Annotated in this window: 23 protein-coding genes and 1 pseudogene; 10 read left to right on the forward strand and 14 right to left on the reverse strand. The window is 61.7% G+C overall.

From position 1 onward, the window contains the following. The 6 genes and pseudogenes from ACIQ39_RS04585 to ACIQ39_RS04610 form a co-directional block, all read right to left on the reverse strand. Positions 1-361 (reverse strand): annotated as a pseudogene (locus ACIQ39_RS04585) (type II toxin-antitoxin system HipA family toxin); the annotation flags it as partial. A gap of 87 nt (positions 362-448) precedes the next feature. Next, positions 449-790 (reverse strand): helix-turn-helix domain-containing protein, encoded by a 342-nt coding sequence (locus tag ACIQ39_RS04590; protein ID WP_396433431.1) that lies wholly within the window; start codon positions 788-790, stop codon positions 449-451. A gap of 207 nt (positions 791-997) precedes the next feature. Next, on the reverse strand, positions 998-1,825 hold the full coding sequence (gene fghA, locus ACIQ39_RS04595; protein WP_396433432.1) for an S-formylglutathione hydrolase: 828 nt from the start codon (positions 1,823-1,825) through the stop codon (positions 998-1,000). Beyond that, positions 1,822-2,943, reverse strand: coding sequence for an S-(hydroxymethyl)glutathione dehydrogenase/class III alcohol dehydrogenase (locus tag ACIQ39_RS04600; protein WP_396433433.1), 1,122 nt, complete (start codon positions 2,941-2,943; stop codon positions 1,822-1,824). The genes fghA and ACIQ39_RS04600 overlap by 4 nt, the downstream gene beginning before the upstream one ends. Before the next feature lie 438 nt (positions 2,944-3,381). Next, entirely contained in the window at positions 3,382-3,747 is a 366-nt protein-coding gene (locus ACIQ39_RS04605) for a hypothetical protein (protein WP_396433434.1), read from the reverse strand. Next, entirely contained in the window at positions 3,747-3,902 is a 156-nt protein-coding gene (locus ACIQ39_RS04610; protein WP_396433435.1) for a hypothetical protein, read from the reverse strand. Before ACIQ39_RS04610 ends, ACIQ39_RS04605 begins: the two co-directional genes overlap by 1 nt. A 123-nt stretch (positions 3,903-4,025) precedes the next feature. Here ACIQ39_RS04610 and recG point away from each other — a divergent pair, with 123 nt between their 5' ends. Both recG and ACIQ39_RS04620 read left to right on the forward strand, forming a co-directional pair. After that, positions 4,026-6,095 (forward strand): ATP-dependent DNA helicase RecG, encoded by a 2,070-nt coding sequence (recG, locus tag ACIQ39_RS04615; protein WP_396433436.1) that lies wholly within the window; start codon positions 4,026-4,028, stop codon positions 6,093-6,095. Between the two features lie 16 nt (positions 6,096-6,111). Then, a complete protein-coding gene (locus tag ACIQ39_RS04620; protein WP_396433437.1) occupies positions 6,112-7,089 on the forward strand; it encodes a LysR substrate-binding domain-containing protein in 978 nt (325 codons plus the stop codon). Here the strand turns inward: ACIQ39_RS04620 and ACIQ39_RS04625 are convergent. The 4 genes from ACIQ39_RS04625 to nthA are packed head-to-tail and all read right to left on the reverse strand — an operon-like array spanning position 7,050 to position 9,649. Then, positions 7,050-7,907 carry an EamA family transporter gene (locus ACIQ39_RS04625; protein WP_396433462.1) on the reverse strand — a complete coding sequence of 286 codons (858 nt, stop codon included), beginning with the start codon at positions 7,905-7,907 and terminating at the stop codon, positions 7,050-7,052. The genes ACIQ39_RS04620 and ACIQ39_RS04625 overlap by 40 nt on opposite strands. A gap of 17 nt (positions 7,908-7,924) precedes the next feature. Next, positions 7,925-8,326, reverse strand: coding sequence for a nitrile hydratase accessory protein (locus tag ACIQ39_RS04630; protein ID WP_396433438.1), 402 nt, complete (start codon positions 8,324-8,326; stop codon positions 7,925-7,927). A 10-nt stretch (positions 8,327-8,336) separates the two neighbouring features. Then, positions 8,337-9,017, reverse strand: a complete 681-nt coding sequence (gene nthB / locus ACIQ39_RS04635; RefSeq protein ID WP_396433439.1) for a nitrile hydratase subunit beta — start codon at positions 9,015-9,017, stop codon at positions 8,337-8,339. Further along, the gene (gene nthA, locus ACIQ39_RS04640) at positions 9,014-9,649 is read right to left on the reverse strand and encodes a nitrile hydratase subunit alpha (protein WP_396433440.1); all 636 of its coding nucleotides are present in this window, start codon (positions 9,647-9,649) and stop codon (positions 9,014-9,016) included. Before nthA ends, nthB begins: the two co-directional genes overlap by 4 nt. A 287-nt stretch (positions 9,650-9,936) precedes the next feature. On the opposite strand from nthA, the gene yajC reads away from it, so the two are divergent. The 3 genes from yajC to secF are packed head-to-tail and all read left to right on the forward strand — an operon-like array spanning position 9,937 to position 13,184. Further along, on the forward strand, positions 9,937-10,269 hold the full coding sequence (gene yajC, locus ACIQ39_RS04645; protein WP_396433441.1) for a preprotein translocase subunit YajC: 333 nt from the start codon (positions 9,937-9,939) through the stop codon (positions 10,267-10,269). A 59-nt stretch (positions 10,270-10,328) separates the two neighbouring features. Next, on the forward strand, positions 10,329-12,218 hold the full coding sequence (secD, locus tag ACIQ39_RS04650; protein WP_396433442.1) for a protein translocase subunit SecD: 1,890 nt from the start codon (positions 10,329-10,331) through the stop codon (positions 12,216-12,218). Positions 12,219-12,233: 15 nt separating this feature from the next. Next, complete coding sequence (gene secF / locus ACIQ39_RS04655) at positions 12,234-13,184, forward strand: protein translocase subunit SecF (RefSeq protein ID WP_396433443.1); 951 nt, start codon at positions 12,234-12,236, stop codon at positions 13,182-13,184. A 15-nt stretch (positions 13,185-13,199) separates the two neighbouring features. Here the strand turns inward: secF and ACIQ39_RS04660 are convergent, their stop codons facing one another. Beyond that, positions 13,200-13,661, reverse strand: coding sequence for a DUF3717 domain-containing protein (locus ACIQ39_RS04660; protein ID WP_396433444.1), 462 nt, complete (start codon positions 13,659-13,661; stop codon positions 13,200-13,202). 84 nt (positions 13,662-13,745) lie between these two features. Next, positions 13,746-15,278: a M48 family metalloprotease gene (locus tag ACIQ39_RS04665; RefSeq protein WP_396433463.1), complete on the reverse strand. Its 1,533-nt coding sequence runs from the start codon at positions 15,276-15,278 to the stop codon at positions 13,746-13,748. 123 nt (positions 15,279-15,401) lie between these two features. On the opposite strand from ACIQ39_RS04665, the gene moaC reads away from it, so the two are divergent. Together moaC and ACIQ39_RS04675 are read left to right on the forward strand one after the other, a co-directional pair. Further along, entirely contained in the window at positions 15,402-15,893 is a 492-nt protein-coding gene (moaC, locus tag ACIQ39_RS04670) for a cyclic pyranopterin monophosphate synthase MoaC (RefSeq protein ID WP_396433445.1), read from the forward strand. 39 nt (positions 15,894-15,932) lie between these two features. Continuing rightward, the gene (locus ACIQ39_RS04675; protein ID WP_396433446.1) at positions 15,933-17,327 is read left to right on the forward strand and encodes an ATP-binding protein; all 1,395 of its coding nucleotides are present in this window, start codon (positions 15,933-15,935) and stop codon (positions 17,325-17,327) included. Positions 17,328-17,433: 106 nt separating this feature from the next. On the opposite strand, the gene recX is transcribed toward ACIQ39_RS04675, so the two are convergent. Next, the gene (recX, locus tag ACIQ39_RS04680; protein ID WP_396433447.1) at positions 17,434-17,931 is read right to left on the reverse strand and encodes a recombination regulator RecX; all 498 of its coding nucleotides are present in this window, start codon (positions 17,929-17,931) and stop codon (positions 17,434-17,436) included. A 38-nt stretch (positions 17,932-17,969) separates the two neighbouring features. Further along, a complete protein-coding gene (recA, locus tag ACIQ39_RS04685; protein ID WP_396433448.1) occupies positions 17,970-19,007 on the reverse strand; it encodes a recombinase RecA in 1,038 nt (345 codons plus the stop codon). Between the two features lie 144 nt (positions 19,008-19,151). On the opposite strand from recA, the gene ACIQ39_RS04690 reads away from it, so the two are divergent. From ACIQ39_RS04690 to ACIQ39_RS04700, 3 genes are all read left to right on the forward strand, one after another. Further along, a complete protein-coding gene (locus tag ACIQ39_RS04690) occupies positions 19,152-19,652 on the forward strand; it encodes a MarR family winged helix-turn-helix transcriptional regulator (protein ID WP_396433449.1) in 501 nt (166 codons plus the stop codon). 139 nt (positions 19,653-19,791) lie between these two features. Further along, entirely contained in the window at positions 19,792-20,466 is a 675-nt protein-coding gene (locus ACIQ39_RS04695; RefSeq protein WP_396433450.1) for a response regulator, read from the forward strand. Between the two features lie 56 nt (positions 20,467-20,522). After that, the gene (locus tag ACIQ39_RS04700; protein WP_396433451.1) at positions 20,523-21,962 is read left to right on the forward strand and encodes a sensor histidine kinase; all 1,440 of its coding nucleotides are present in this window, start codon (positions 20,523-20,525) and stop codon (positions 21,960-21,962) included. Positions 21,963-21,986: the final 24 nt, after the last annotated feature.

Below are 21,986 nucleotides of genomic sequence, written 5' to 3' on the forward strand. Positions count from 1 at the left end.
GCGATAGGTCGTGCGAAACATGGGGGCCATGACTGGGGCCGTCGTGGATGCTGGTTCTGATGTCGAGCGCCCCCACACGGTCGCTGCCTGCGTGCAACAAATACTGAGACTCTGGCAGGCTGTTGGCCGGAACTTTGAGCTTGGCTTCGATGACGCGACGACCCCAGGAGTCAGGTGCCGCGTCGCGAATACCGCCGAACATGGGCAATTGGTTGGCAGGCAGGAGCCGCTTGCCCAACACGTCATCGCGCGTTTTCAGGCTCAGGCTCACGGGATCAATTTCCAGTGCATCTGGCCGACGTGCGTAGTTCATGCCATAAGCAAAACTCGAAGCAAGTACCTCGGTGTTTTCTTCTGTCATGAGCAGCTGCCCACAAGGGTTCCAGTTCTGTCCCAGGTGGGCAAAGACCATCAGTTTCAAGGCTTTAGCGGTCAATTTTGTACGCCCTTAAAAGTCCAGTTCTTCGCGCTCAGCCGCGCTCAGGTCGCGGACCCGTTGGGTTTTTTCACGCGCACTGAGCGCCAGCAACGCCGGATCTTTTTCAGTCAACAAGTCCAACAGCGTGCTGCCTGGCGAGATGGCCTGCAGGTAGCGCAAAACTTGCCCAAGCGCGATGCCGGGATCCCCCTTTTCAAGGCGATAGGCCGTGTTGCGAGACAGCCCTGCACGCAGGGCAGCGTCAGCCTGCTTGACGTGACGCGCCAACCGCAGGCGCGCCAGAAGTTGCCCCAAGCGGGCGCACTCGTCTTGCTGAGACGGCATGAGCATGTCAGATTGATTGATTTTCATGTTCGTTAAATCGATACTTATGATCCGAAAGATCGATTAAACGAACATACTACCTGAAATTTCTCTGCAAGGCAGTGCTGACGCTCACAAGCACATGGACCACTGAACCGCTGACGGCCACTTTTATTGGCAAAGCCAAAACGCCACCGACCCAAGCAGCCAGCCTATGGGTGTGGTGTTTGGCTTGCAAAGCTAAGCTGTTCAGGCCTATCCATACTGGGCATGGTGCTCAAAGTGATCACCCAAGAACGTGGCGATGAAGTAGTAGCTGTGGTCGTGGCCGGGTTGCATGCGCAGCGTCAGCGGGTGGCCTGTGGCTTGGCACGCGGCGGTCAGCAACTCGGGGCGCAGTTGCGCCAAAAACTCGTCGGCATCGCCTTGGTCCACCAACAGGTGCAGCTTTTCTTGGCGCGCAGTGGCCACCAGTTCTGCGGCATCCCATGCACGCCAAGCCTGCGGGTCTGCGCCCAGGTAGGCAGTCAAGGCCTTTTGGCCCCAGGGCACTTGCGATGGCGCGGCGATGGGTGCAAACGCCGACACGCTGCGGTAGCGGCCCGGGTGGCGCAGCGCGGTGACCAGCGCGCCGTGCCCGCCCATCGAATGGCCAAAGATGCCGCGTGAATCGCTGGCGGCAAAGTGTTGCTCGACCCAGGCGGGCAACTCCTCGGCCACATAGTCTTGCATGCGGTAGTGCGCGGCCCAAGGGGCTTGGGTGGCGTTGAGGTAAAAGCCCGCGCCTTGGCCCAGGTCGTAGGCGTCGTCGTTGGCCACGGCTTCGCCGCGTGGGCTGGTGTCGGGTGCCACCACAATCACGCCGTGCCGCGCTGCGTGTGCCTGTGCACCGGCTTTGGTGATGAAGTTTTGCTCGGTGCAGGTCAGGCCCGACAACCAATACAGCACCGGGCACTTGACGCCGCGCAGCGCAGCCTCGGGCAAGTACACCGCCACGCGCATATCGCAACCCAGTGTGCTGGAGGCATGGGCCCACACCTCTTGCCGGCCGCCAAAGCTGGCGTGTTGTTCGATGCGTTTCATTCGCTGCCTTCAAAGTGCACCACCGAGCGGATGGATTCGCCTTGGTGCATCAAGTCAAAGGCGTGGTTGATGCCGCTCAACCCCATGGTGTGGGTGACAAACGGGGCCAGCGCGATGCGTCCGGCCATGGCGTCGTCCACCATGCCGGGCAATTCGCTGCGGCCTTTGACGCCACCAAAGGCCGTGCCCAGCCAGCGCCGACCGGTGACCAGCTGGAAGGGGCGGGTGGAGATTTCCTGGCCCGCACCGGCCACGCCGATGATGACCGACTGGCCCCAGCCCCGGTGTGCGCACTCCAGCGCTGCCCGCATCACGTTGGTGTTGCCTATGCATTCAAAGCTGTGGTCCACGCCCCAGCCGGTCATGTCGACGATGACTTGCTGAATGGGCTTGTCGTGGTCTTTGGGGTTGACGCAGTCGGTCGCGCCAAAGGTGCGCGCCAGATCGAACTTGCCCGGGTTGGTGTCGATGGCGATGATGCGCCCGGCTTTGGCCAGCTTGGCGCCTTGCACCACGGCCAAGCCAATGCCGCCCAAGCCGAACACGGCCACCGTGTCACCTTCTTGCACCTTGGCGGTGTTTTTGACCGCGCCCAGCCCGGTGGTCACGCCGCAACCCAGCAGGCACACTTGCTCAGGGTTGGCATCGGGCCGGATTTTGGCCAGCGACACCTCGGCCACGACCGTGTATTCGCTGAAAGTCGAGCAGCCCATGTAGTGGTAAAGCGGCTGGCCTTGGTAAGAAAAGCGCGTGGTGCCGTCGGGCATGACGCCCTTGCCCTGCGTGGCGCGCACGGCCACGCACAAGTTGGTTTTGCCCGACTTGCAAAACAGACATTCGCCGCACTCGGCGGTGTAAAGCGGAATGACATGGTCGCCAGGCTTCACGCTGCTGACCCCTTCACCCACCTCCACCACCATGCCCGCGCCCTCATGGCCCAGAACGACCGGAAACAGCCCTTCGGGGTCTTCGCCCGAGAGCGTGAAAGCGTCCGTGTGGCAAATGCCGGTGTGGGTGATCTTGACCAGCACCTCGCCTTTGCGCGGTGGCGCGACGTCGATCTCAACGATTTGCAAAGGCTTGCCAGCTTCAAAGGCGACGGCGGCACGGGATTTCATAAAGGCTCCTGGGGTGTGTATTGAAGGTATTGTGATCGGATGACTTGGCCGTTTTGCCGACAGCTGGAATTGGCTGGGCTGCTCCAGATGTGTGGTTGTCCGTACAGGTAAATGTGTCGGAAAGTTTTCGAATCGGCGTGAGACGGAGTTCATCTCGCCCAAACCATTGGGCATCAATGTATTGTGTTTTTATGGTGGATTTTTCCAGTAAAACCAAGGTGCACGTCATATTGCCCGATACAGTCACTGCCCCAGACAAATTCATGGTGCTTGGCAAAGCCACCATGCGCTTGGTGGACTCTGCAGATGAGCCACAGATGCTGCAAGACATGTTGGAGTCGAGTAAGCCGCCGCTCCCACCACAAGCCATCGGTTTGCACTGCCTTTTGGCTGCGCCTTTTCGGTATGTGCCCCAAACAGGCTCCCGCTTTCGCGCTGTCAATTCGCCGGGCATTTGCATGGATTCGCTACGCGTCGGTGCGTGCCCGCGACCATGTGTGCGCCGCCGTTTTTGACCCGCGCAGTTTGACCATGGTAATAGGCAAGCATTTGCCAAAATCGCGTCATCAAGGGTGCGGACGCATTCATTCCCAGCAAGGACAGGTCGCCGCTGATGTGCCGTTGAATGGCGGCATGCCGCCATTGGGTGCTGATCGCATCATCCGGGGCCAGATAAGCGGCAGGGAAACCACCCCTGAGCCAAAGCGTTTCCATATTTTTCGCAGTGGCTCCTGTTTCGCTGATGTCAAAGCCACTCACTTCCAGTGTGACTGCGCGGCCGAGAAGCGATTCGCTTTTGTGCATCACCCTTGCGCAGCACTGCCCAACAGCAGAAATTGACCGTTTTGGCCCATGCGCTCTGGCCGGTCCATGAGAACGCGCAAGGACTCGGGTAGCTCAGGCAGGTGCTGAATTTCGTCTATGACCACCAGTCCGTTGAGGCCCGACAATGTGCTCATCGGTTGTTTAACATTGACCATGAAAATCAATCATCTAAAGCAGGATTTTCATGGTCACGAAATATTCAAGCTCCCCCAACCGGAGCAGGTGGCAAACCGGGTCACACACGGCACAATCAGGCCATGCCAGACCAAGCCCCCTCGCCTGCCGCCAAGACGCTGAGCGCCCCGCAAAAGGCGCTGATCAAGCTCGGCTTGAAGCGCGACATTGATTTGGCACTGCACCTGCCGCTGCGCTATGAGGACGAGACCCGCATCGTGAAGTTGCGCGATGTGCGCGAGGGCGACACGGCGCAGATCGAGGCCACGGTGACGGCTTGCGAGATCACGCAGCGCCCGCGCAGGCAGCTGCTGGTGACGGTGGACGACGGCTCAGACACCTGCGTGATGCGGTTTTTCAGCTTTTACCCGTCGCACCAAAAGGCGTTGGCGGTGGGCAAGCGCATTCGGGCGCGCGGCGAGGTCAAGGGCGGCTTCATGGGGCTGACCATGATGCACCCCACATTCAAGGCGGCGGGCGGCCACCTGGCCGAGGCGCTGACCCCGGTGTATTCCACCGTGGCGGGGCTGGCCCAGGCCTATTTGCGCCGGGCCGTGATCACCGGCCTGAACCATGCCGACTTGAGCGAGACCTTGCCCCCGGGCGTGCCCTGGCCGGACCCGCGTGGGGCCTGGTCGCTGCGCGATGCGCTGCAGTTTTTGCACCACCCCACGCCCGATGTGTCGCTGGCCGCTTTGCAGGACCGCAGTCACCCGACGTGGATTCGCCTGAAGTGCGAGGAGTTGCTGGCCCAGCAGTTGTCGCAGCTGACCGCCAAGCGCGAGCGCGATTTGTTGCGCGCTCCGGCCTTGCAGGTCAAGCGCGGTGCTTGGCACGACCAGTTGTTGGCCACCCTGCCCTTTGGCCTGACCCAGGCCCAGCAGCGCGTGGGGCACGAAATTGCCCAAGACCTGGCCCGCCCGGTGCCCATGCACCGCTTGTTGCAAGGCGATGTGGGCGCGGGCAAGACGGTGGTGGCGGCGCTGGCGGCCATGGTGGCGATTGACGCGGGCTGGCAATGCGCGCTGATGGTGCCAACCGAAATCTTGGCCACCCAGCACTTTGCCAAATTAGTGGGCTGGCTGGAGCCTTTGGGCGTGAAGGTGGCTTGGCTGATTGGCAGCCAAAAGAAGAAAGAGCGCACCGCCATGCTGGCGCTGATCGAGTCGGGCGAGGCGGCGCTGGTGGTGGGCACGCACGCGGTGATTCAGGAGCACGTCAAGTTCAAAAATCTGGGGCTGGCGGTGATTGACGAGCAGCACCGCTTTGGCGTGGCCCAGCGCCTGGCCTTGCGCGGCAAGATGCAATCACCCGGCATGGAGCCGCACATGCTGATGATGACGGCCACACCGATTCCGCGCACGCTGGCCATGAGCTATTACGCCGATTTGGATGTGTCGGTGATCGACGAGTTGCCCCCCGGGCGCACGCCCATCGTGACGCGGGTGGTGTCGGACCAGCGCCGCCACGAGGTGGTCGAGCGCATTGGCGCGCAGCTGCAGCAGGGTCGGCAGGTGTACTGGGTGTGCCCGCTGATTGAAGAAAGCGAGGCGCTGGACCTGACCAACGCCACCGAGACGCACGCCGACTTGAGCCAGGCGCTGCCGGATGTGATGGTCGGTTTGCTGCATTCACGCATGCCGGTGGCCGAAAAAAAGGCGGTGATGGAACTCTTCACCGCTGGCGTGATGGGTGTGCTGGTCAGCACCACGGTGATCGAGGTGGGGGTGGATGTGCCCAATGCCTCGCTGATGGTGATTGAGCACGCCGAGCGTTTTGGCCTGAGCCAGTTGCACCAGTTGCGCGGTCGGGTGGGGCGTGGTGCGGCGGCGTCGGCCTGTGTGTTGCTGTATGGCACACCCGAGGGCGGACGCCTGAGCGAGACCGCCCGCGATCGGCTGCGCGCCATGGTGGAGACCCACGATGGGTTCGAGATCGCCCGGCGCGACCTCGAGATTCGCGGGCCGGGCGAGTTTTTGGGGGCACGCCAGTCGGGCGCGCCTTTGCTGCGCTTTGTTGACTTGGAGACCGATGGCCATTTGCTGGACTGGGCGCGGGCCCTGGCCCCGCTGATGCTGGACCGGCACGCTGATTTGGCCGAGCGCCACATTGGCCGGTGGTTGGGCGGAAAATCCGAATACCTCAAGGCTTGATGTTCCAATACCCCACATGACCCTGACCGAACTCAAATACATCGTGGCTGTGGCCCGTGAAAAGCATTTTGGCAAAGCGGCCGAAGCTTGCTTTGTGTCGCAACCCACACTGTCGCTGGCCATCAAAAAGCTCGAAGAAGAGCTGCAAGTCAAATTGTTTGAACGCAGCGCCAGCGAGGTGTCGGTGACACCGCTGGGCGAGGAGATCGTGCGCCAAGCGCAAAGCGTGCTGGAGCAAGCCGCCGAGATCAAAGAGATCGCCAAACGCGGCAAAGACCCGCTCTCGGGCACCATGCGCTTGGGTGTGATCTACACCATCGGGCCGTATTTGCTGCCCGATTTGGTGCGCCAGATCATCACCGACATTCCGCAAATGCCCTTGATGCTGCAAGAAAACTTCACCGTGCGTTTGCTCGAGATGCTGCGCACGGGCGAGCTCGATTGCGCCATCTTGGCCGAGCCGTTTCCGGAGTCGGGTTTGGCTGTGGCGCCTTTGTACGACGAGACCTTCATGGCGGCTTTGCCCATGAACCACCCCTTGGCCCGCAACGATTGCATCAGCCCTGAGCAACTGAAAAACGAGACCATGCTGTTGCTGGGCGCGGGGCACTGCTTTCGCGACCATGTGCTGGAGGTGTGCCCCGAGTTTGCGCGTTTTGCCAGCCAAACCGAGGGCATACGCAAGAGCTTTGAGGGCTCGTCGCTGGAGACCATCAAGCACATGGTGGCCGCGGGCATGGGTGTGACGCTGGTGCCCAGTTTGTCGGTGCCGCCCGCCTTGCTGGCCAAACAGTCGTCCAGCAAGCCCGCCAAGGCCAGCCGCGACGACTCATCTGTGCGTTACCTGCCCATCGTCGACCCTTTGGGTGGCCCGCCGCCCACGCGCCGTGTGGTGCTGGTTTGGCGGCGCAGTTACACCCGTTATGAGGCGATTGCCGCTGTGCGCAACGCCATTTATGCCTGCCCGCTGCCGGGGGTGACGCGCTTGTCTTGACCGGCCGACCAGGCCGTGCCCATGGACGCGACCATGACCAGCGCAATGGCCAGGCCTTGCGCCAGTGTCAAGTGCTCGGCCAACACCAACCACCCGGCCAGTGCGCCCACGGCGGGCTCTAAGCTGAGCAAAATGCTGAAGGTGTTTTTGGGCAAGTGCTTGAGCGAGAACATCTCAAGCGCATAAGGAATGGCGCTGGACAACACCGCCACCGCCAAGCCGGCGATCAGCCACTGCGGGTCGAGCAAGGCGCTGCCCGCATGCCACACGCCAATCGGGGCCACCACCAAGGCCGCCGCCAACATGCCCATGGGCGTGGCCATGGCGCCGTAACGCAAGGCCACGCGCTGGCCAAACACGATGTACAAAGCCCAGCAAATGCCGGCCAGGAAGGCCAACAACATGCCCATCGGGTCGAGCGCGGTGGCCGCATCGCCACCGGGCAAGGGCAAGAGCAATGCCAGGCCCGCGATGGCCAGCGTCACCCAGAGCCAGTCGCTGGCTTTTTTGGAGGTCCAGATGGCCACCGCCAGCGGCCCGGTGAACTCGATGGCGATCGCCACGCCAAAGGGGATGGTCTTGATCGCGCTGTAAAACAGCAGGTTCATCACGCCCAGCGTGATGCCGTACAGGCCCAGCGGCAGCGCATCGGCCCAGACCCAGCGCCGACGCCAGGGCCGAAACACCGCCATCAAAATCAGGGTGGCAAACACCAGCCGGTAAGCGGTGGTGCCCTCGGCCCCCAGCGCGGGAAACAGGCTTTTGGCAAACGAGGTGCCTACGGCCAGCGACACCAGGCTGCCCAACAAGGCCAGCATGGCCCACAAACGCAAGTTCAAAGGGGGCTGCTTTCTGCGGGGTTCAACACAATGGCCTGGCCGTGCGGGGTGCGCGCTGCGGCGTCGGCCCAGGCGTGTTCCAAATCATGGATTTCATCGGGCGTGCCCAGTTGGCGCTCGATCACCAGTTGCTCCAGCGCGTTGAGCCAGTGCGTGTAGTACAGGCTGCCGTCGCTGGCTTGGCCGCGCGTTTGGCCGCCGCGGATTTCGCGGCTCAGGGCGGCGGCCCATTCGGGCCAGGTGAAGACGCCTTTGCCGTGCAGCTGCAAGGTCATGGCAAAAGCGTGGGCTTGCCAGGGCTCTTCAAACACCGCCCCGTTGTTGGCGGTGGGGGGCATGGGCAAGCCGTCGCCGCAGGCGCGGGCCAGGTCGTTCAGGTCTTGGATGGCGGTGTTCATGGGGCGGTGTTCATGTGTTGGAGACCGCTTCCAGATAAGACTCCCAGGCGTCCACACTCACTTGGCTGCCCGCTTCGGCTTGCGGGCCCCACAGCTCGCTGCCCTCAAACACCACGGTGTAGAGGTGCTCGGCCGTGCCGTCAAAAGGCGGCAGCATCTGCTGCACATGCTGGTCGGGCAAGACGTGACAGCCATGGTGCAAGACCACCGTGCCCACATGACCACGCACATAGCGCGGCAGCCGGGTGTGGCCCTGGGGGTGGAGGTTCAGGGCGCGCACGCGCTGGCCCACGGCAAAGCGCGGCGCTTGGGTGCTGGGCCGGTCGGCCGGGCTGCCTTTGGCCAGGGCCGCGTCCACCTCGGCGGCTTGCAGCACCTTCACGCCCGCAACGGACGGGGTGAGGGGCTGGCCTTGGGCCAGCTCTTGCGGCGTGATCAGGCCGCGCTCGAGCAAGAGCTTTTCCAGCGCCTTGACCCAGATGGCGTAGTAGGGGCCTTGCGCATAGTCCAGCGGGGGCAAAGACTCGCGGGCCGAGCGCGCCAGGTCGATGTTCCACAGCCCGCTGGCGCCCATGGCCACCGTCAGGCCCAGGGCGCGGCGCTCCCAAGCGGCGTGAAAAAGCGGCTCCTGAGCTTCCAAATGAACCGGGCCATAGCCTTGCAGGCCGCCCATGTCGTGCAGGCCGTTCATGCCGCCACCTGAGGGGAAAGCGCCAAGCCGGTGCCAATCATGGCGTCTCGGGTGACCAGCGTGGCCAGCTGCTCTTGGCTCCAGCCCTCGGTGCCGGCCGGGCGCTCGGGCAGCACCAAATAACGCACTTCGGCGGTGGAATCCCAGACGCGGATTTTTTGCTCAGGCGGCAGCGTCAAGCCAAAGTCGGCCAACACCGCACGCGGCTCGATGACGGCGCGAGAGCGGTAAGCCGCGCTTTTGTACCAAACCGGGGGCAGGCCCAGCACCGGCCAGGGGTAGCAGCTGCACAGGGTGCAGACCACCATGTTGTGCGTGTCGGGGCTGTTGGGCACGGCCACCATGTGTTCGCCTTGGCGGCCGGTGTAGTCCATGGAAGCGATGGCGGCGGTCGCATCTTGCAGCAACCAGTCCCGAAACGCCGGGTCGGCCCAGGCGCGGGCCACCACTTTGGCGCCGTTGTGCGGGCCCACATGCACCTCGTAGGTTTCGATGATGCGGTCCACCGCCGCCGGGTCGAGGTAGCCTTTTTGCGTGAGCAAGCTTTCCAGGGCGCGCACCCGCAGGTCCATCTCGCCCAGGGTGCTGTGCGCGTGGCTGTGGTCGTGGCTGTGGTCGTGCTCAGGGTGCATGGGGCGGTCTCCTGTCGGGTGGTCTAAATGGTGTTTGAGGCAAAAAGCGGCTTGCAAGCCCAGATACGAGACCGCGCAAGCTGGCCAATCGAGGTGCTCACTCGGACAGCCTTGGCAGCGGCACGGTGTCACGCCCAGGGGCCTGCACAGCGGGCTGAACAGGGCCTACCCCCCTGCGCAACGGGCTTTTAGAGCCGATCATAGCGCCGCATACAATGGCGGCTTCGCCAGCGGGACGCCCATGTGCCACCCGCATCAACCCCAGTTTGTATTTCAGTGGAGCCCCCATGTTCATTTCTTCTGCTTTTGCCCAAGCCGCCCCCGCCGCCGCCTCTGGTGGTGACATGACTTCCACCCTGATGAGCATGCTGCCGCTGCTGCTGATGTTTGTGGTGCTGTACTTTGTCATAATCCGCCCCCAAATGAAAAAGCAAAAAGAGCACCGCGCCATGATCGATGCCTTGTCGGTTGGCGATGAAGTGGTGACCGCCGGTGGCTTTTTGGGCAAAGTCAGCAAACTGGGCGAGGCCTACGTCGGCATTGCGCTGGCCTCGGGTGTGGATGTGCAAATGCAGCGCAGCGCCGTGGTGCAGGTTTTGCCCAAGGGCACTGTGAAGTAAGCACCGCGCCCATGCGCTTGTTTTGCCGCCCGTCTCATTAATCTGCTCGCAAAGTCCTTATGAACCGTTATCCGGTCTGGAAGTACGTGATCATCGTGATCGCTGTTTTGTTGGGAACGCTTTACACCTTGCCCAATTTTTTTGGTGAAGCGCCCGCTGTCCAAGTGTCCTCGGGCAAGGTCACCGTCAAGCTGGACACCAGCACTTTGCAGCAGGTGGAAGAGGCCATCAAGGCCGCCAGCCTTTCGACCGATTTGGTGCAGTTTGACGGCAACTCCATCCGTGCGCGGTTTGACACCACCGACAACCAGCTCAAGGCCAAAGATGCGATCGAAAAGGCCTTGAACCCGGACAGCAGCAACCCTTCTTATGTGGTGGCGCTGAACTTGGTGACCCGCTCGCCCGCTTGGCTCGCCAGCGTGAACGCCGCGCCCATGTATTTGGGCTTGGATTTGCGCGGTGGCGTGCATTTCATGCTGCAGGTGGACATGCAAGCGGCCCTGACGCAGCGGGTCGAAGCCTTGACCGGTGACTTGCGCACCACCTTGCGCGAAAAAGACCTGCGCCACAGCGGCATCAGCCGCAATGGCCAAACCATTGAAATTCGCCTGCGCGATGCGCAGCAGTTGCAAACCGCCCAAGAGCTGATCACCGCCCAATTTGCCGATTTGCAGACCAGTCCGGTGACGCAGGACAACGAGTTGCGCTTGCTGGCCACCATCAAGACCGAATCGGCCCGTGCCGTGCAGGCGCAGGCGCTCAAGCAAAACATCACCACCTTGCACAACCGCATCAACGAGCTGGGTGTGGCCGAGCCGGTGATTCAGCAGCAGGGCCTGGACCGCATCGTGGTGCAGTTGCCCGGCGTGCAAGACACGGCCAAGGCCAAAGACATTTTGGGCCGCACCGCCACACTCGAAGTGCGCATGGTTGACGAAAGCACCGAAGGCCGCGCCGCCGAACAAGACGGGGGCATGGTGCCTTTTGGCACCGAGCGTTATTTGGAGCGCGATGGCCGCCCCCTGATCGTCAAAAAACAAGTGGTGTTGACCGGCGACAACCTGACCGACGCCCAAGCTGGCTTTGACGGCCAAACCCAAGAGCCCGTGGTCAACCTGACCTTGGATGGCAAGGGGGCCCGCATTTTCAAAGACGTCACGCGTGACAACGTGGGCAAGCGCATGGCCATCATCTTGTTTGAAAAGGGCAAGGGCGAGGTGGTCACGGCGCCGGTGATTCGTGCCGAAATCGGGGGTGGCAGGGTGCAAATTTCGGGCAATATGAGCACCGCCGAAGCCGCCGACACCGCTTTGCTGCTGCGCGCTGGCTCGCTGGCTGCGCCCATGGAGATCATCGAAGAGCGCACCATTGGCCCGAGCTTGGGTGCCGAAAACATCGCCAAGGGCTTCAACAGCGTGACTTGGGGGTTTGTGGTGATCGTGGCCTTCATGTGCGTCTACTACGCCATGTTTGGTGTGTTTTCCAGTTTGGCGCTGGCCTTCAATTTGGTCTTGCTGGTGGCGGTCTTGTCCATGCTGCAGGCCACACTCACCCTGCCGGGCATGGCGGCCATGGCTTTGGCGCTGGGCATGGCGATCGATTCGAACGTGCTGATCAACGAACGCATCCGCGAAGAGCTGCGCATCGGTGCCAGCCCGCAAGCGGCCATCAACGCCGGTTACGACCGCGCTTGGTCCACCATCTTGGACTCCAACATCACCACCTTGATCGCGGGCGTGGCCTTGCTGGTTTTTGGTTCTGGCCCGGTGCGTGGCTTTGCCGTGGTGCACTGCGTTGGCATCTTGACCAGCATGTTCTCGTCGGTGTTTTTCTCGCGCGGCTTGGTCAACTTTTGGTATGGCCGCAAGAAAAAACTCAAGACCGTGTCCATCGGCACTGTTTGGCGTCCCGATACGGGTACAGCGGTCACAGCGGCCAAAGCCGACTGAACGGGAGACAAAAAAATGGAGTTTTTCAGAATCAAAAAAGACATCCGCTTCATGCGCCATGCGGTGCTGCTGAACGCGGTGTCTTTCACCACTTTTGTGCTGGCGGTATTTTTCTTGTTCAGCAAGGGTTTGCACTTGTCGGTGGAGTTCACCGGCGGCACCGTGATGGAGGTCAGCTACAGCCAAGCCGCCGATTTGCCCAAAGTGCGCAGTGTGATCTCGAGCTTGGGTTACGCTGAAGTGCAGGTGCAAAACTTTGGCTCGGCGCGTGAGGTGCTGATCCGCCTGCCGGTGCAAACCGGCGTGACCACGGCGCAGCAAAGCGAGACCGTGTTGACCGCTTTGAAGGCCGCCAACCCCGATGTCAGCTTGCGCCGCACCGAGTTTGTCGGCCCGCAGGTGGGCAGCGAGCTGGTTGAAGACGGCCTGCTGGCGCTGGCCTTTGTGGTGGGCGGCATCATGCTGTATCTGGCCATTCGCTTTGAATGGAAGTTTGCTGTCTCAGCCATCATTGCCAACTTGCACGATGTGGTGATCATCTTGGGCTTTTTTGCCTTCTTTCAGTGGGAGTTTTCTCTGGCGGTGTTGGCGGCGGTGCTCGCGGTGCTGGGCTATTCGGTGAACGAGTCGGTGGTGATTTTTGACCGCATTCGCGAGAACTTTCGCCGTTACCGCAAGATGAACACGGTGGAGATCATCGACAACGCCATCACCTCGACCATCAGCCGCACCATCATCACCCACGGCTCGACCCAAATCATGGTCTTGTCCATGCTGCTGTTTGGGGGCGAGACGCTGTATTACTTTGCGCTGGCCCTGACGATTGGCATTTGCTTTGGCATTTACTCTTCGGTGTTTGTGGGCGCTGCGGTGGCCATGTGGCTGGGCATCAGCCGCGAAGACATGGTCAAACCCATCAAGAAGGACAACGATCCGGGCGACGAGAACTCGGGCGCGGTGGTCTGAGCCCGTCCGCCTGCGTCAGGGCTGCAGCTGCAGCACAACCTGTGCCTCGGCAGCGGCCTTGGCCCAGTGGCGCTCTTCGGCAGCACGCTCGGCATAGCGGTTGAATCGCCACGAGGTGCCCTCGTGGGTGATGCGGTGCCAGACGCTGCGCTTTTCGCCCGGGCTCAACTCGATCCACATCTGCACTTCTTCAAAACTGCGACCACAGCCTTTGCAGGTCTCATCGCCTTGGCTGGTGGAGCAAATCGCAATGCACGGCGTGTCAGGGGTGGTGGCATACCAGTCTTGCCAAGCCTCAGCCGCAGCTCTGGGCAGGCTGAATTCGTCAACCAAGTCTTGTTTGAAGTAGACCATTTGCCCATAAACATCGGCCAGTGCCCGCAGCTCGGGCGGCAGCGCCACGCCATCGGGCGAGGGCTTTTTGATGCGCCAATGGTTGATGGCGGCTTCGATGTCGATGATGTGGATGCCGGCCATGGTGTCTGTGGGTTGGGAGGGCGATCATAGCCGTTCGCGCGAAGGCTTGCGCCGCCCAAAACACTTACCCACTGCCCTTGATTGTCAGGGCAGCGCGCCGGGGGCTTGTTGGGCACGCAGCCTGTCTTGGGCATAGCGCAAACGCGCATCCACGATCGAGGCCTCGATGTGGTCTGCAGCTTGCAAGCGCGCTTGCCGGGCCCAGTCTTGCGCGGCCCTGAACCGGTCGATGGCCCCTTGCCAATCCAGGCGCGCCACTTGCGCCTCGGCCTGCGCTCTGAGGGCTGGGAGGGTTTGGCCTTGTGCAGCCAAGAGTTGGCCTAAAACATGCCAAGCTTGCGCATCGTGCGGCGTTAAAAACACCCGCTCACGCAGCTGCCGCGTCAAATCGGGCAGCGCGCGGTGCTGGGGCAGTTGCAGCGCCGCTTGTGCTGCCGCGATCAGTTCTGGGCGTGGCATGCGCTGCGCGCGGGCCCCCGGCCACAACAAGTCCAAGGCCGTCTCAAACCGCTCTTGCTGCAAGGCCAGCTCGACCGCCAGCAGGTCGACCCAGCGCTGCGCGGCCATGTCCGCTGCGGGCCACGGCGCGCTGGCCTCGGTCGCCATGGCTGCGCTTGCAACAAAGCGCTGCAACTGCTGCAAAGTGCGCTGCGCGGCCGCCATGTCTCTTTGCTGCAGGTAAGCCAAGGTGCCCGCGTACAGCTTGCCAGCCCTTTGGGCTGACGATTCTTGCGCTGCGGGCTGCTCGGCGTCTTGGGTCCATGCCTTGAGCGCATCGGCTTGACTTTGAGACAACACCCGTGCCCGCGCCGACATCATGGCTTGGGCCATGCTGGGCGGTGGCGCGCTGGCAGAGCTGAGCAGTTGTTGGCGTGACTGCATGTCGGCCATGCGCTCGACAGTCAATGGGTGGCTGCGCAAATACGGGAAAGCTCCACTGTCGTTCAAGCCCGCTGCTTGCTGCAGCTTGCCAAACATGCCGACAAAACCTCGGGGGTCGTAACCCGCGTCCACCAAGATGCCATAGCCCACGCGGTCGGCTTCGCGCTCCATGTCACGCGAGTAACTCAGTTGCGACTGCGCCGCTGCGGCCTGCCCGCCCACGATCAGGGCCTGGGCACCTTCGGGGTTTTTGCTGGCAGCCAAAACGCCCAAAACCATGGCCCCGATGAGCCACGGGGCCAAGCGGCTTTGTTCGCCCATGCCCCGTGCAATGTGACGCTGACTGACGTGGCTCAGCTCGTGCGCCAACACCGAGGCCAATTCGTCGTGCGAGCCCACCACGGCGATCAAGCCCAAGTGCACACCCAAGTAACCGCCCGGCAGTGCAAAGGCATTCACCGACCGGTCACGCCCGAGCAAAATGCGCCAGGCAAAACGCTCTTGCAATTCGGGCGACAACTCGCCCCGGGCAGCTGCGGCCCGGATCAGCGGCGCCCACAACAACTGGATGTACTCGTCGAGCACAGGGTCTTCGATGTAAGCCGGATCGCGGTAAAGCTCACGGGCGATGCGGTCACCCAGTTGGCGCTCGGCGCTGAGCGACAGGCTGTCGCCATCGCCCAAACCGGGTAAACCCGCAACTTGCGCATGCACAGCTGCGCCCACCAGCGCCATGGCCAGTACCCCGGTGAGAAAGCGAATGCGAAATTTGTGTTTCAAAGCTGTCCTGCACGGTTTCAGGCCTTTATGATGCCTGCTTCTTGTCAGGCCAACTTTACCCTTTTCACTTTCAATGCCATGAGCCAGCCCTCCCCTGCACTGACCCACTTCGATGCCCAAGGCCAGGCCCACATGGTCGATGTGGGTGACAAGGCCAGCACGCGGCGTGTGGCCGTGGCCACGGGTCGCATCGAGATGCTGCCCAGCACCTTGGCGCTGATCACCTTGGGCACCGCCAAAAAGGGCGATGTGCTGGGCATTGCCCGCATCGCGGGCATTCAGGGGGCCAAAAAAACCAGCGATCTGATTCCCTTGTGCCACCCCATTGGCCTGACGCGCGTGGCGGTCGATTTTGAGGTGCAAGCCGACAAGGCTTGCGTGGTGTGCACCGCCACCGCCGAAGTCAATGGCCAAACCGGCGTGGAGATGGAAGCGCTGACCGCCGTGCAAGTGGCCCTGCTCACGATTTACGACATGTGCAAAGCCGTGGACCGGGGCATGACCATCAACGGTGTCAAACTGCTGGAAAAGCATGGCGGCAAATCGGGCAGTTTTGTGGCACCGACCTGATGCGCTGCTGATCTCGGCACCCACTGTAGACGACAGGCCATGAACGCTTTGCACTTGCCCACGGCGTATTTCATCGTCGGTATTTTGTACCTGTGCATGCCTCTGGCTGTGTGGGTGGTGCTGCGCAAACACGGCATTGCCAGCAACACACTGTGGTGTTTGGGCGGTCTGTTGTTTGGCCTGTCGCTGATTTTGCTGGGCATGCGCGGGCAATGGCCCAATGCGCTCACTTACCACTTGGCCATGGGCTTGTTGATCTTGGGGCCCATGCTGCGCGCTGCCGCCTTGCGCCGTGAACTGGGTCGCCCACTGCGCTGGGTTTGGTTGGGCTTGGTGGTAACGGTGTACGTGGCTGTTTTTGCTTACTTGCACGACGTGGTGCACAGCGACAGTTGGCGCTTTACTTGGGCTTCTTTGGGCGCAGCGGCAAGCTTTCTTTGGTTGGGCTTGCTGGCCCGCGACCTGCAAATGCGCGAGAAGAGTGTCAGTGCCCAGTGGGTCTGTGTGGCCTACCTGCTGTTGTCCGTTTTGATCATCTTGCGCATACCCAGCGTCATGGGTGGGCTGGGCCAGCCGAAGGCCATGACCTCAGACCCTTTGTCTGCTGTGCTGATTTTTTGGGCCGTGGTCACCGCCATCGTCAGCAACATTGGTTTTTTAGGCCTGTTTTTTGAGCGTCTGAACCGCCACGCCTTTGAAGCAGCCCAAATGCAGGCCCGACAAGAAGAGGCGCTTGGGCTGAGCGAGCAAATTGCCCAACTCGACCGGCGCCGCAGCATGGGTGAGATGGCGGCCACGCTGGCGCACGAATTGAGCCAGCCGCTGACCAATATTTACCTGATCACCGACCGCATAGAGACAGCGCAGCAGCAGCGCCAAGACGATTCGCTGAAGGTTTACCTGCAGGACCTGCACCGCAACACGCAAAAAGCCAGCGACATCTTGAGCCGCATACGCGCATTCATCGAAGCCAAAGGCCGCCGTTTTGAACGGCTGGAGCTGCAGCGCGTGGTGGCCGATGTGAACGCCATGCTCGGCGACTTGACACACCACGGCACACTGGCGCTGCAGGTCACTTTGCCCCCGCAATCCTTGGCGGTGCAGGCCGACCCGGTGCAGCTGTCGCAAATTTTCATGAACGTGGTGCGCAACGCCATTCAGGCCACCCAAGGTCAAGCGCTGCGCCAACTGCACATCCGCGTCTGGCAAGAAGGCGCGATGGCCCACATCAGCCTGACCGACAACGGACCCGGTTTGCCTGATGCCGTGTTGAGCCACGCGGGCACCGCTTTTTTCACCACCAAAAGCGATGGTTTGGGCATGGGTTTGTCGATCTCCAAAACGATTGCCCAGCAGCACGGGGGCAGTTTGAGCATCGGCAACAGCAGCACGGGCGGTGCCGTGGTGGAGCTGAAATTACCGGTGGTGGCCTGAAGGCGGGTCGCTGCCGAGCTTGGGCCAAGGCCGGGATGACAGCGGTACAGGGCGGTGAGTGTCAAAGCGGCTGGGGCGCGTGCATTACAAACTGCGCAGGGCCGGATCACCCGTCCGGGTTTTCGTCGCTGTTTTCGTCGCTGGCCTCAGCGCCATGTTGTGCGTTCTTGAGGACTTGGCGAACCACCTCGCTGCTGAAACCCCGGGCCAGCAAAAAACGCATCTGCTTGAGCCGCTCTTGTGGCGCGGCCCCTTGCTTACCGAACTTTTTTTGCCAAATCTCTTGGGCCCGGCTCAGCTCGGTGTCTTTGAGACTGGCCATGGCATCGAGCACGGCCTCACCGGCCAAGCCCTTGGCGGTCAGCTCTTGCCGAATGCGCGCGCTGCCCCACTTGCCGGAGCGGCGGTTGAGCACCGAGTCCACCGCGCGGCCGTCGTTGATGAAGTCCCGCGCCTGCAACTCGTCAAGCGCCTTGGCCAACTCGCCGGGCACCTCCTCGTGCTGGGCCAGTTTGCGTTCCAGCTCGGTACGCGAGTGCTCGCGTTGGCTCAAAAGCCGCAGCGCGCGGCCTTTGATCGAGGGTGGAGTGGCAGGCTTGTTCAAGCGGTGTTTCCTTCCGATTTCTTCCTGACGGTGGCCTTTTATTCGCCTTTGGGCACGGCAATGGCCGATTCCAACACCCGGATGCCCAGCGACTCGCGCACCTTGTTCTCGATCTCGCGGGCCAAAGCCGGGTTTTCGCGCAAGAACTCTCGGGCGTTGTCACGGCCTTGGCCGATTTTTTCGCCCTGGTAGGCGTACCAGGCGCCCGACTTGTCGACGATCTTGGCGGTCACGCCCATGTCAATCACTTCGCCCTCGCGGCTGATGCCCTCGCCAAACAGGATGTCGAATTCGGCCGTTTTGAAGGGCGGGGCGACTTTGTTCTTGACCACTTTGACCTTGGTCTCGTTGCCGATGGCGTCGTCGCCCTTTTTGATGGTGCCGGTGCGGCGGATATCGAGGCGCACCGAGGCGTAGAACTTGAGCGCGTTGCCACCGGTGGTGGTTTCGGGGCTGCCGAACATGACGCCGATCTTCATGCGGATCTGGTTGATGAAGATGACGGTGCAGTTGGTTTTCTTGATGGTGGCGGTCAGCTTGCGCAGGGCCTGGCTCATCAAACGCGCTTGCAGGCCGGGCAGGCTGTCGCCCATGTCGCCTTCGATCTCGGCCTTAGGGGTCAAGGCCGCCACCGAGTCGATGACGACCAAGTCCACAGCGCCCGAGCGCACCAGGCTGTCCACGATTTCCAGGGCCTGCTCGCCGGTGTCGGGCTGGCTGACCAGCAGCTCTTGCAGGTTCACGCCCAGGTTTTGGGCATATTGAATGTCCAAGGCGTGTTCGGCGTCGACAAAGGCGCAGGTGCCGCCCAAGCGCTGCATTTCAGAGATGACTTGCAGGGTGAGGGTGGTTTTGCCGGACGACTCGGGGCCGTAGATCTCGATCACGCGGCCACGCGGCAGACCGCCCACGCCCAGTGCGATGTCCAAGCCCAAAGAGCCGGTGGAGACCACCTGGATGTCAGCGATCACTTCGCCTTCGCCCAGGCGCATGATGGTGCCTTTGCCGAATTGCTTTTCAATCTGGGCCAGGGCGGCTTGCAGGGCTTTGGACTTTTCGCTGTTGTCGTCGCTCATGAAAATCTCCTTGAATATCAATGGGTTGGGGCACCTGGCTCAGCAATGATGTGCTGTCTACTGGATGCGTGAACAGTACTGTAAACCAACTGTACAAAACTTTAAACCTTATTTTTGGTCAGTTTGCCTTATCATTTAAACACCATGCCAACGCACTTTCACACCGCCACAAACGCCCTTGCAATGCACGACGACCGCTGGCGGCAAAGCCATTTGGGGCGTTTGCTGGGTCACGCCATGCGCCGCTTTGACGAGCGCGTGCTGCACCTGATGGCGGGCAACGAGGGCGTGCCGCTGGCGCTGGCCAACTTGGCGGCGCGCGACCAAATCAGCGCGGCGCATGTGCACATCACACGGCATTTGGCTTTGGGAGGCTCTCGCTTGACCGATTTGGCCCGCACAGCGGGCATGAGTAAACAGGCCATGGGCGATTTGGTCGACCAATGCACGGCCTGGGGCTTGGTGCAACGCGAGCCCGACCCCTTGGACGCACGTGCCCGGCGCGTGGTGTTCACACCCGTGGGCTTGGCTTGGTTGCAAGCCTTCAAAGACGCGGTGGCCCAGGCCGAGACCGAGTTTCGCGAAGCGGTGGGCCAAGACGTGGCCACCGTGGTCGCTTTGGGGCTGGAAGCCTACGCGAATTGATGGCCACCAGGCGTTCAGCCCGGCGCAAGCCATCAGGCTGACACTAGAATCAGCCAGCCGTCGCAGCTCGCCAAAACAGGCGGCCAAGACAGCCAAGACAGACGGCAACACGCCGCAGCCACAACAACTGGAGACAAGCATGCGCATTCTGATAGTCGAAGACGACCAAGTGCTGGCCGATGGTTTGCTGCGCACACTGCGCAGCACGGGGGCGGCAGTCGACCATGTGGCCAGTGGCAGCGAGGCCGACGCGGCCTTGATGACGAACAGCGAGTTTGATTTGCTGATCTTGGACTTGGGCCTGCCCAAAATGCACGGCTTAGAGGTGCTCAAACGCTTGCGCGCACGAGGCTCTGTGTTGCCGGTTCTCATCCTCACCGCCGCCGACAGCGTAGAAGAACGCGTCAAAGGCCTTGACTATGGGGCCGACGACTACATGGCCAAGCCCTTCAGCCTGCAAGAACTCGAAGCCCGTGTGCGCGCCCTCACCCGCCGAGGCATGGGCGGTGCCACGTCGCAGATCAAGCACGGCCCACTCATTTACGACCAATCTGGGCGGGTGGCCACCATCGACGGCAAGATGGTCGAGCTGTCGGCGCGCGAGCTGGGTTTGCTCGAAGTCTTGTTGCAACGCGCCGGCCGTTTGGTGAGCAAAGACCAGTTGGTTGAGCGTTTGTGCGAATGGGGCGAAGAAGTCAGCAACAACGCCATTGAGGTGTACATCCACCGCTTGCGCAAGAAAATCGAAAAAGGTCCGATCCGCATCGCCACCGTGCGTGGCTTGGGCTACTGCCTCGAAAAAATACCGGGCTGAGCCTGCTCACCCTCTCGCTGCGCTTGCGCTGAGCCATGAAGTCAAAGGGCTGAAACGTGCGGATCTTCAAACGCGAACAGCGCTCTTTGTTTGGCGAAATCCTCGATTGGATGCTCACGCCCTTGCTGTTGCTGTGGCCCATCAGCTTGGCCTTGACTTGGTTGGTGGCGCAAGGCTTGGCCAACAAACCGTTTGACCGGGCACTGATCTACAACGTGCAAGCCTTGGCCCAGCAGGTCAGGCTGGGGCCTGACAAGCGGGTGCAATTTAGCCTGCCCCAACCGGCCAGCGAACTGCTGCGTGCCGACGAAACCGACATGGTGTACTACCAAGTGACCGGCAACCAAAGCGAGCACCTGAGTGGTGACCGTGAGTTGCCCTTGCCCAAACCCAACGAACCCAAAGGCAGCAGTTACGAGGTGCACATTCGCGATGACGAGATGCGCGGGCTCGAGGTGCGCGTGGCCTACACCTGGATACAACTGGACGCCCAAGGCACACGCCCAGCCTTGGTGCAAGTGGCCGAAACCCGCGAAAAACGCTCGGTGCTGGCCGCCGAAATCATCAAGGGCGTGATGCTGCCTCAATTCGCCTTATTGCCACTGGCTGTGCTTTTGGTGTGGTTGGCTTTGGTGCGGGGCATCAAGCCTTTGTCGCAATTGGAAGAGCGCATTCGCGCCCGCAAACCTGACGACCTGAGCCCCTTGGACGACAAGGCCGTGCCGATGGAGGTGGCGCCCTTGGTGGTGTCGGTGAACGACTTGCTGGACCGCTTGAAGGACTCCATCGTCACGCAAAAACGCTTTTTGGCCGACGCTGCGCACCAACTCAAAACGCCCTTGGCGGGCTTGCGCATGCAAGCCGATTTGGCGCAACGCTCGGGCTCCAGCGAGGACGAGCTGAAAAAGTCCTTGCAGCAAATCGGTCGTGCCAGTGTGCAGGCCACACACACCGTCAACCAATTGTTGTCTTTGGCGCGCGCCGAGGGCGGCGGAACCCACTTGCCTCAGCACAGCTGTGACATGGTCAAACTGGCCAGCGAGGTCTTGCAAGACAGCTTGCCCCACGCCATGGACAAGGGCCTGGATCTGGGCTATGAGGGGGTTGCCGCTGGCACACCCGGCGCGCAAGTGCAAGGCAACGCCACGCTGCTGAAAGAAATGCTGCGCAACTTGGTGGAAAACGCCATCCACTACACCCCCAGCACCGACACCCGGCAAGGCGTGATCACCTTGCGGGTGTTGGTAGACCCCTACAGCCGTGCGCTGGTGATGCAGGTGGAAGACAACGGTCCAGGTATCCCGATGGCCGAGAGTGAACTGGTGTTTCAGCCCTTTTATCGGGCCCTGGGCACCAATGTGGATGGCTCAGGGCTGGGCTTGCCCATCGTCAAAGAAATCGCCCAACAACACGGTGCCACGGTCAGCGTGGACGCTGCACACCCGGGACACACCCCACCGGGCGCGTGCTTCAGCTTGCGCTTCACGGCCAACTGAAAGCGCCAACACGCAGACCAAAAA

The sequence above is a fragment of the Limnohabitans sp. genome (assembly GCF_044361645.1).
Classification (GTDB): Bacteria; Pseudomonadota; Gammaproteobacteria; order Burkholderiales; family Burkholderiaceae_C; genus Limnohabitans_A.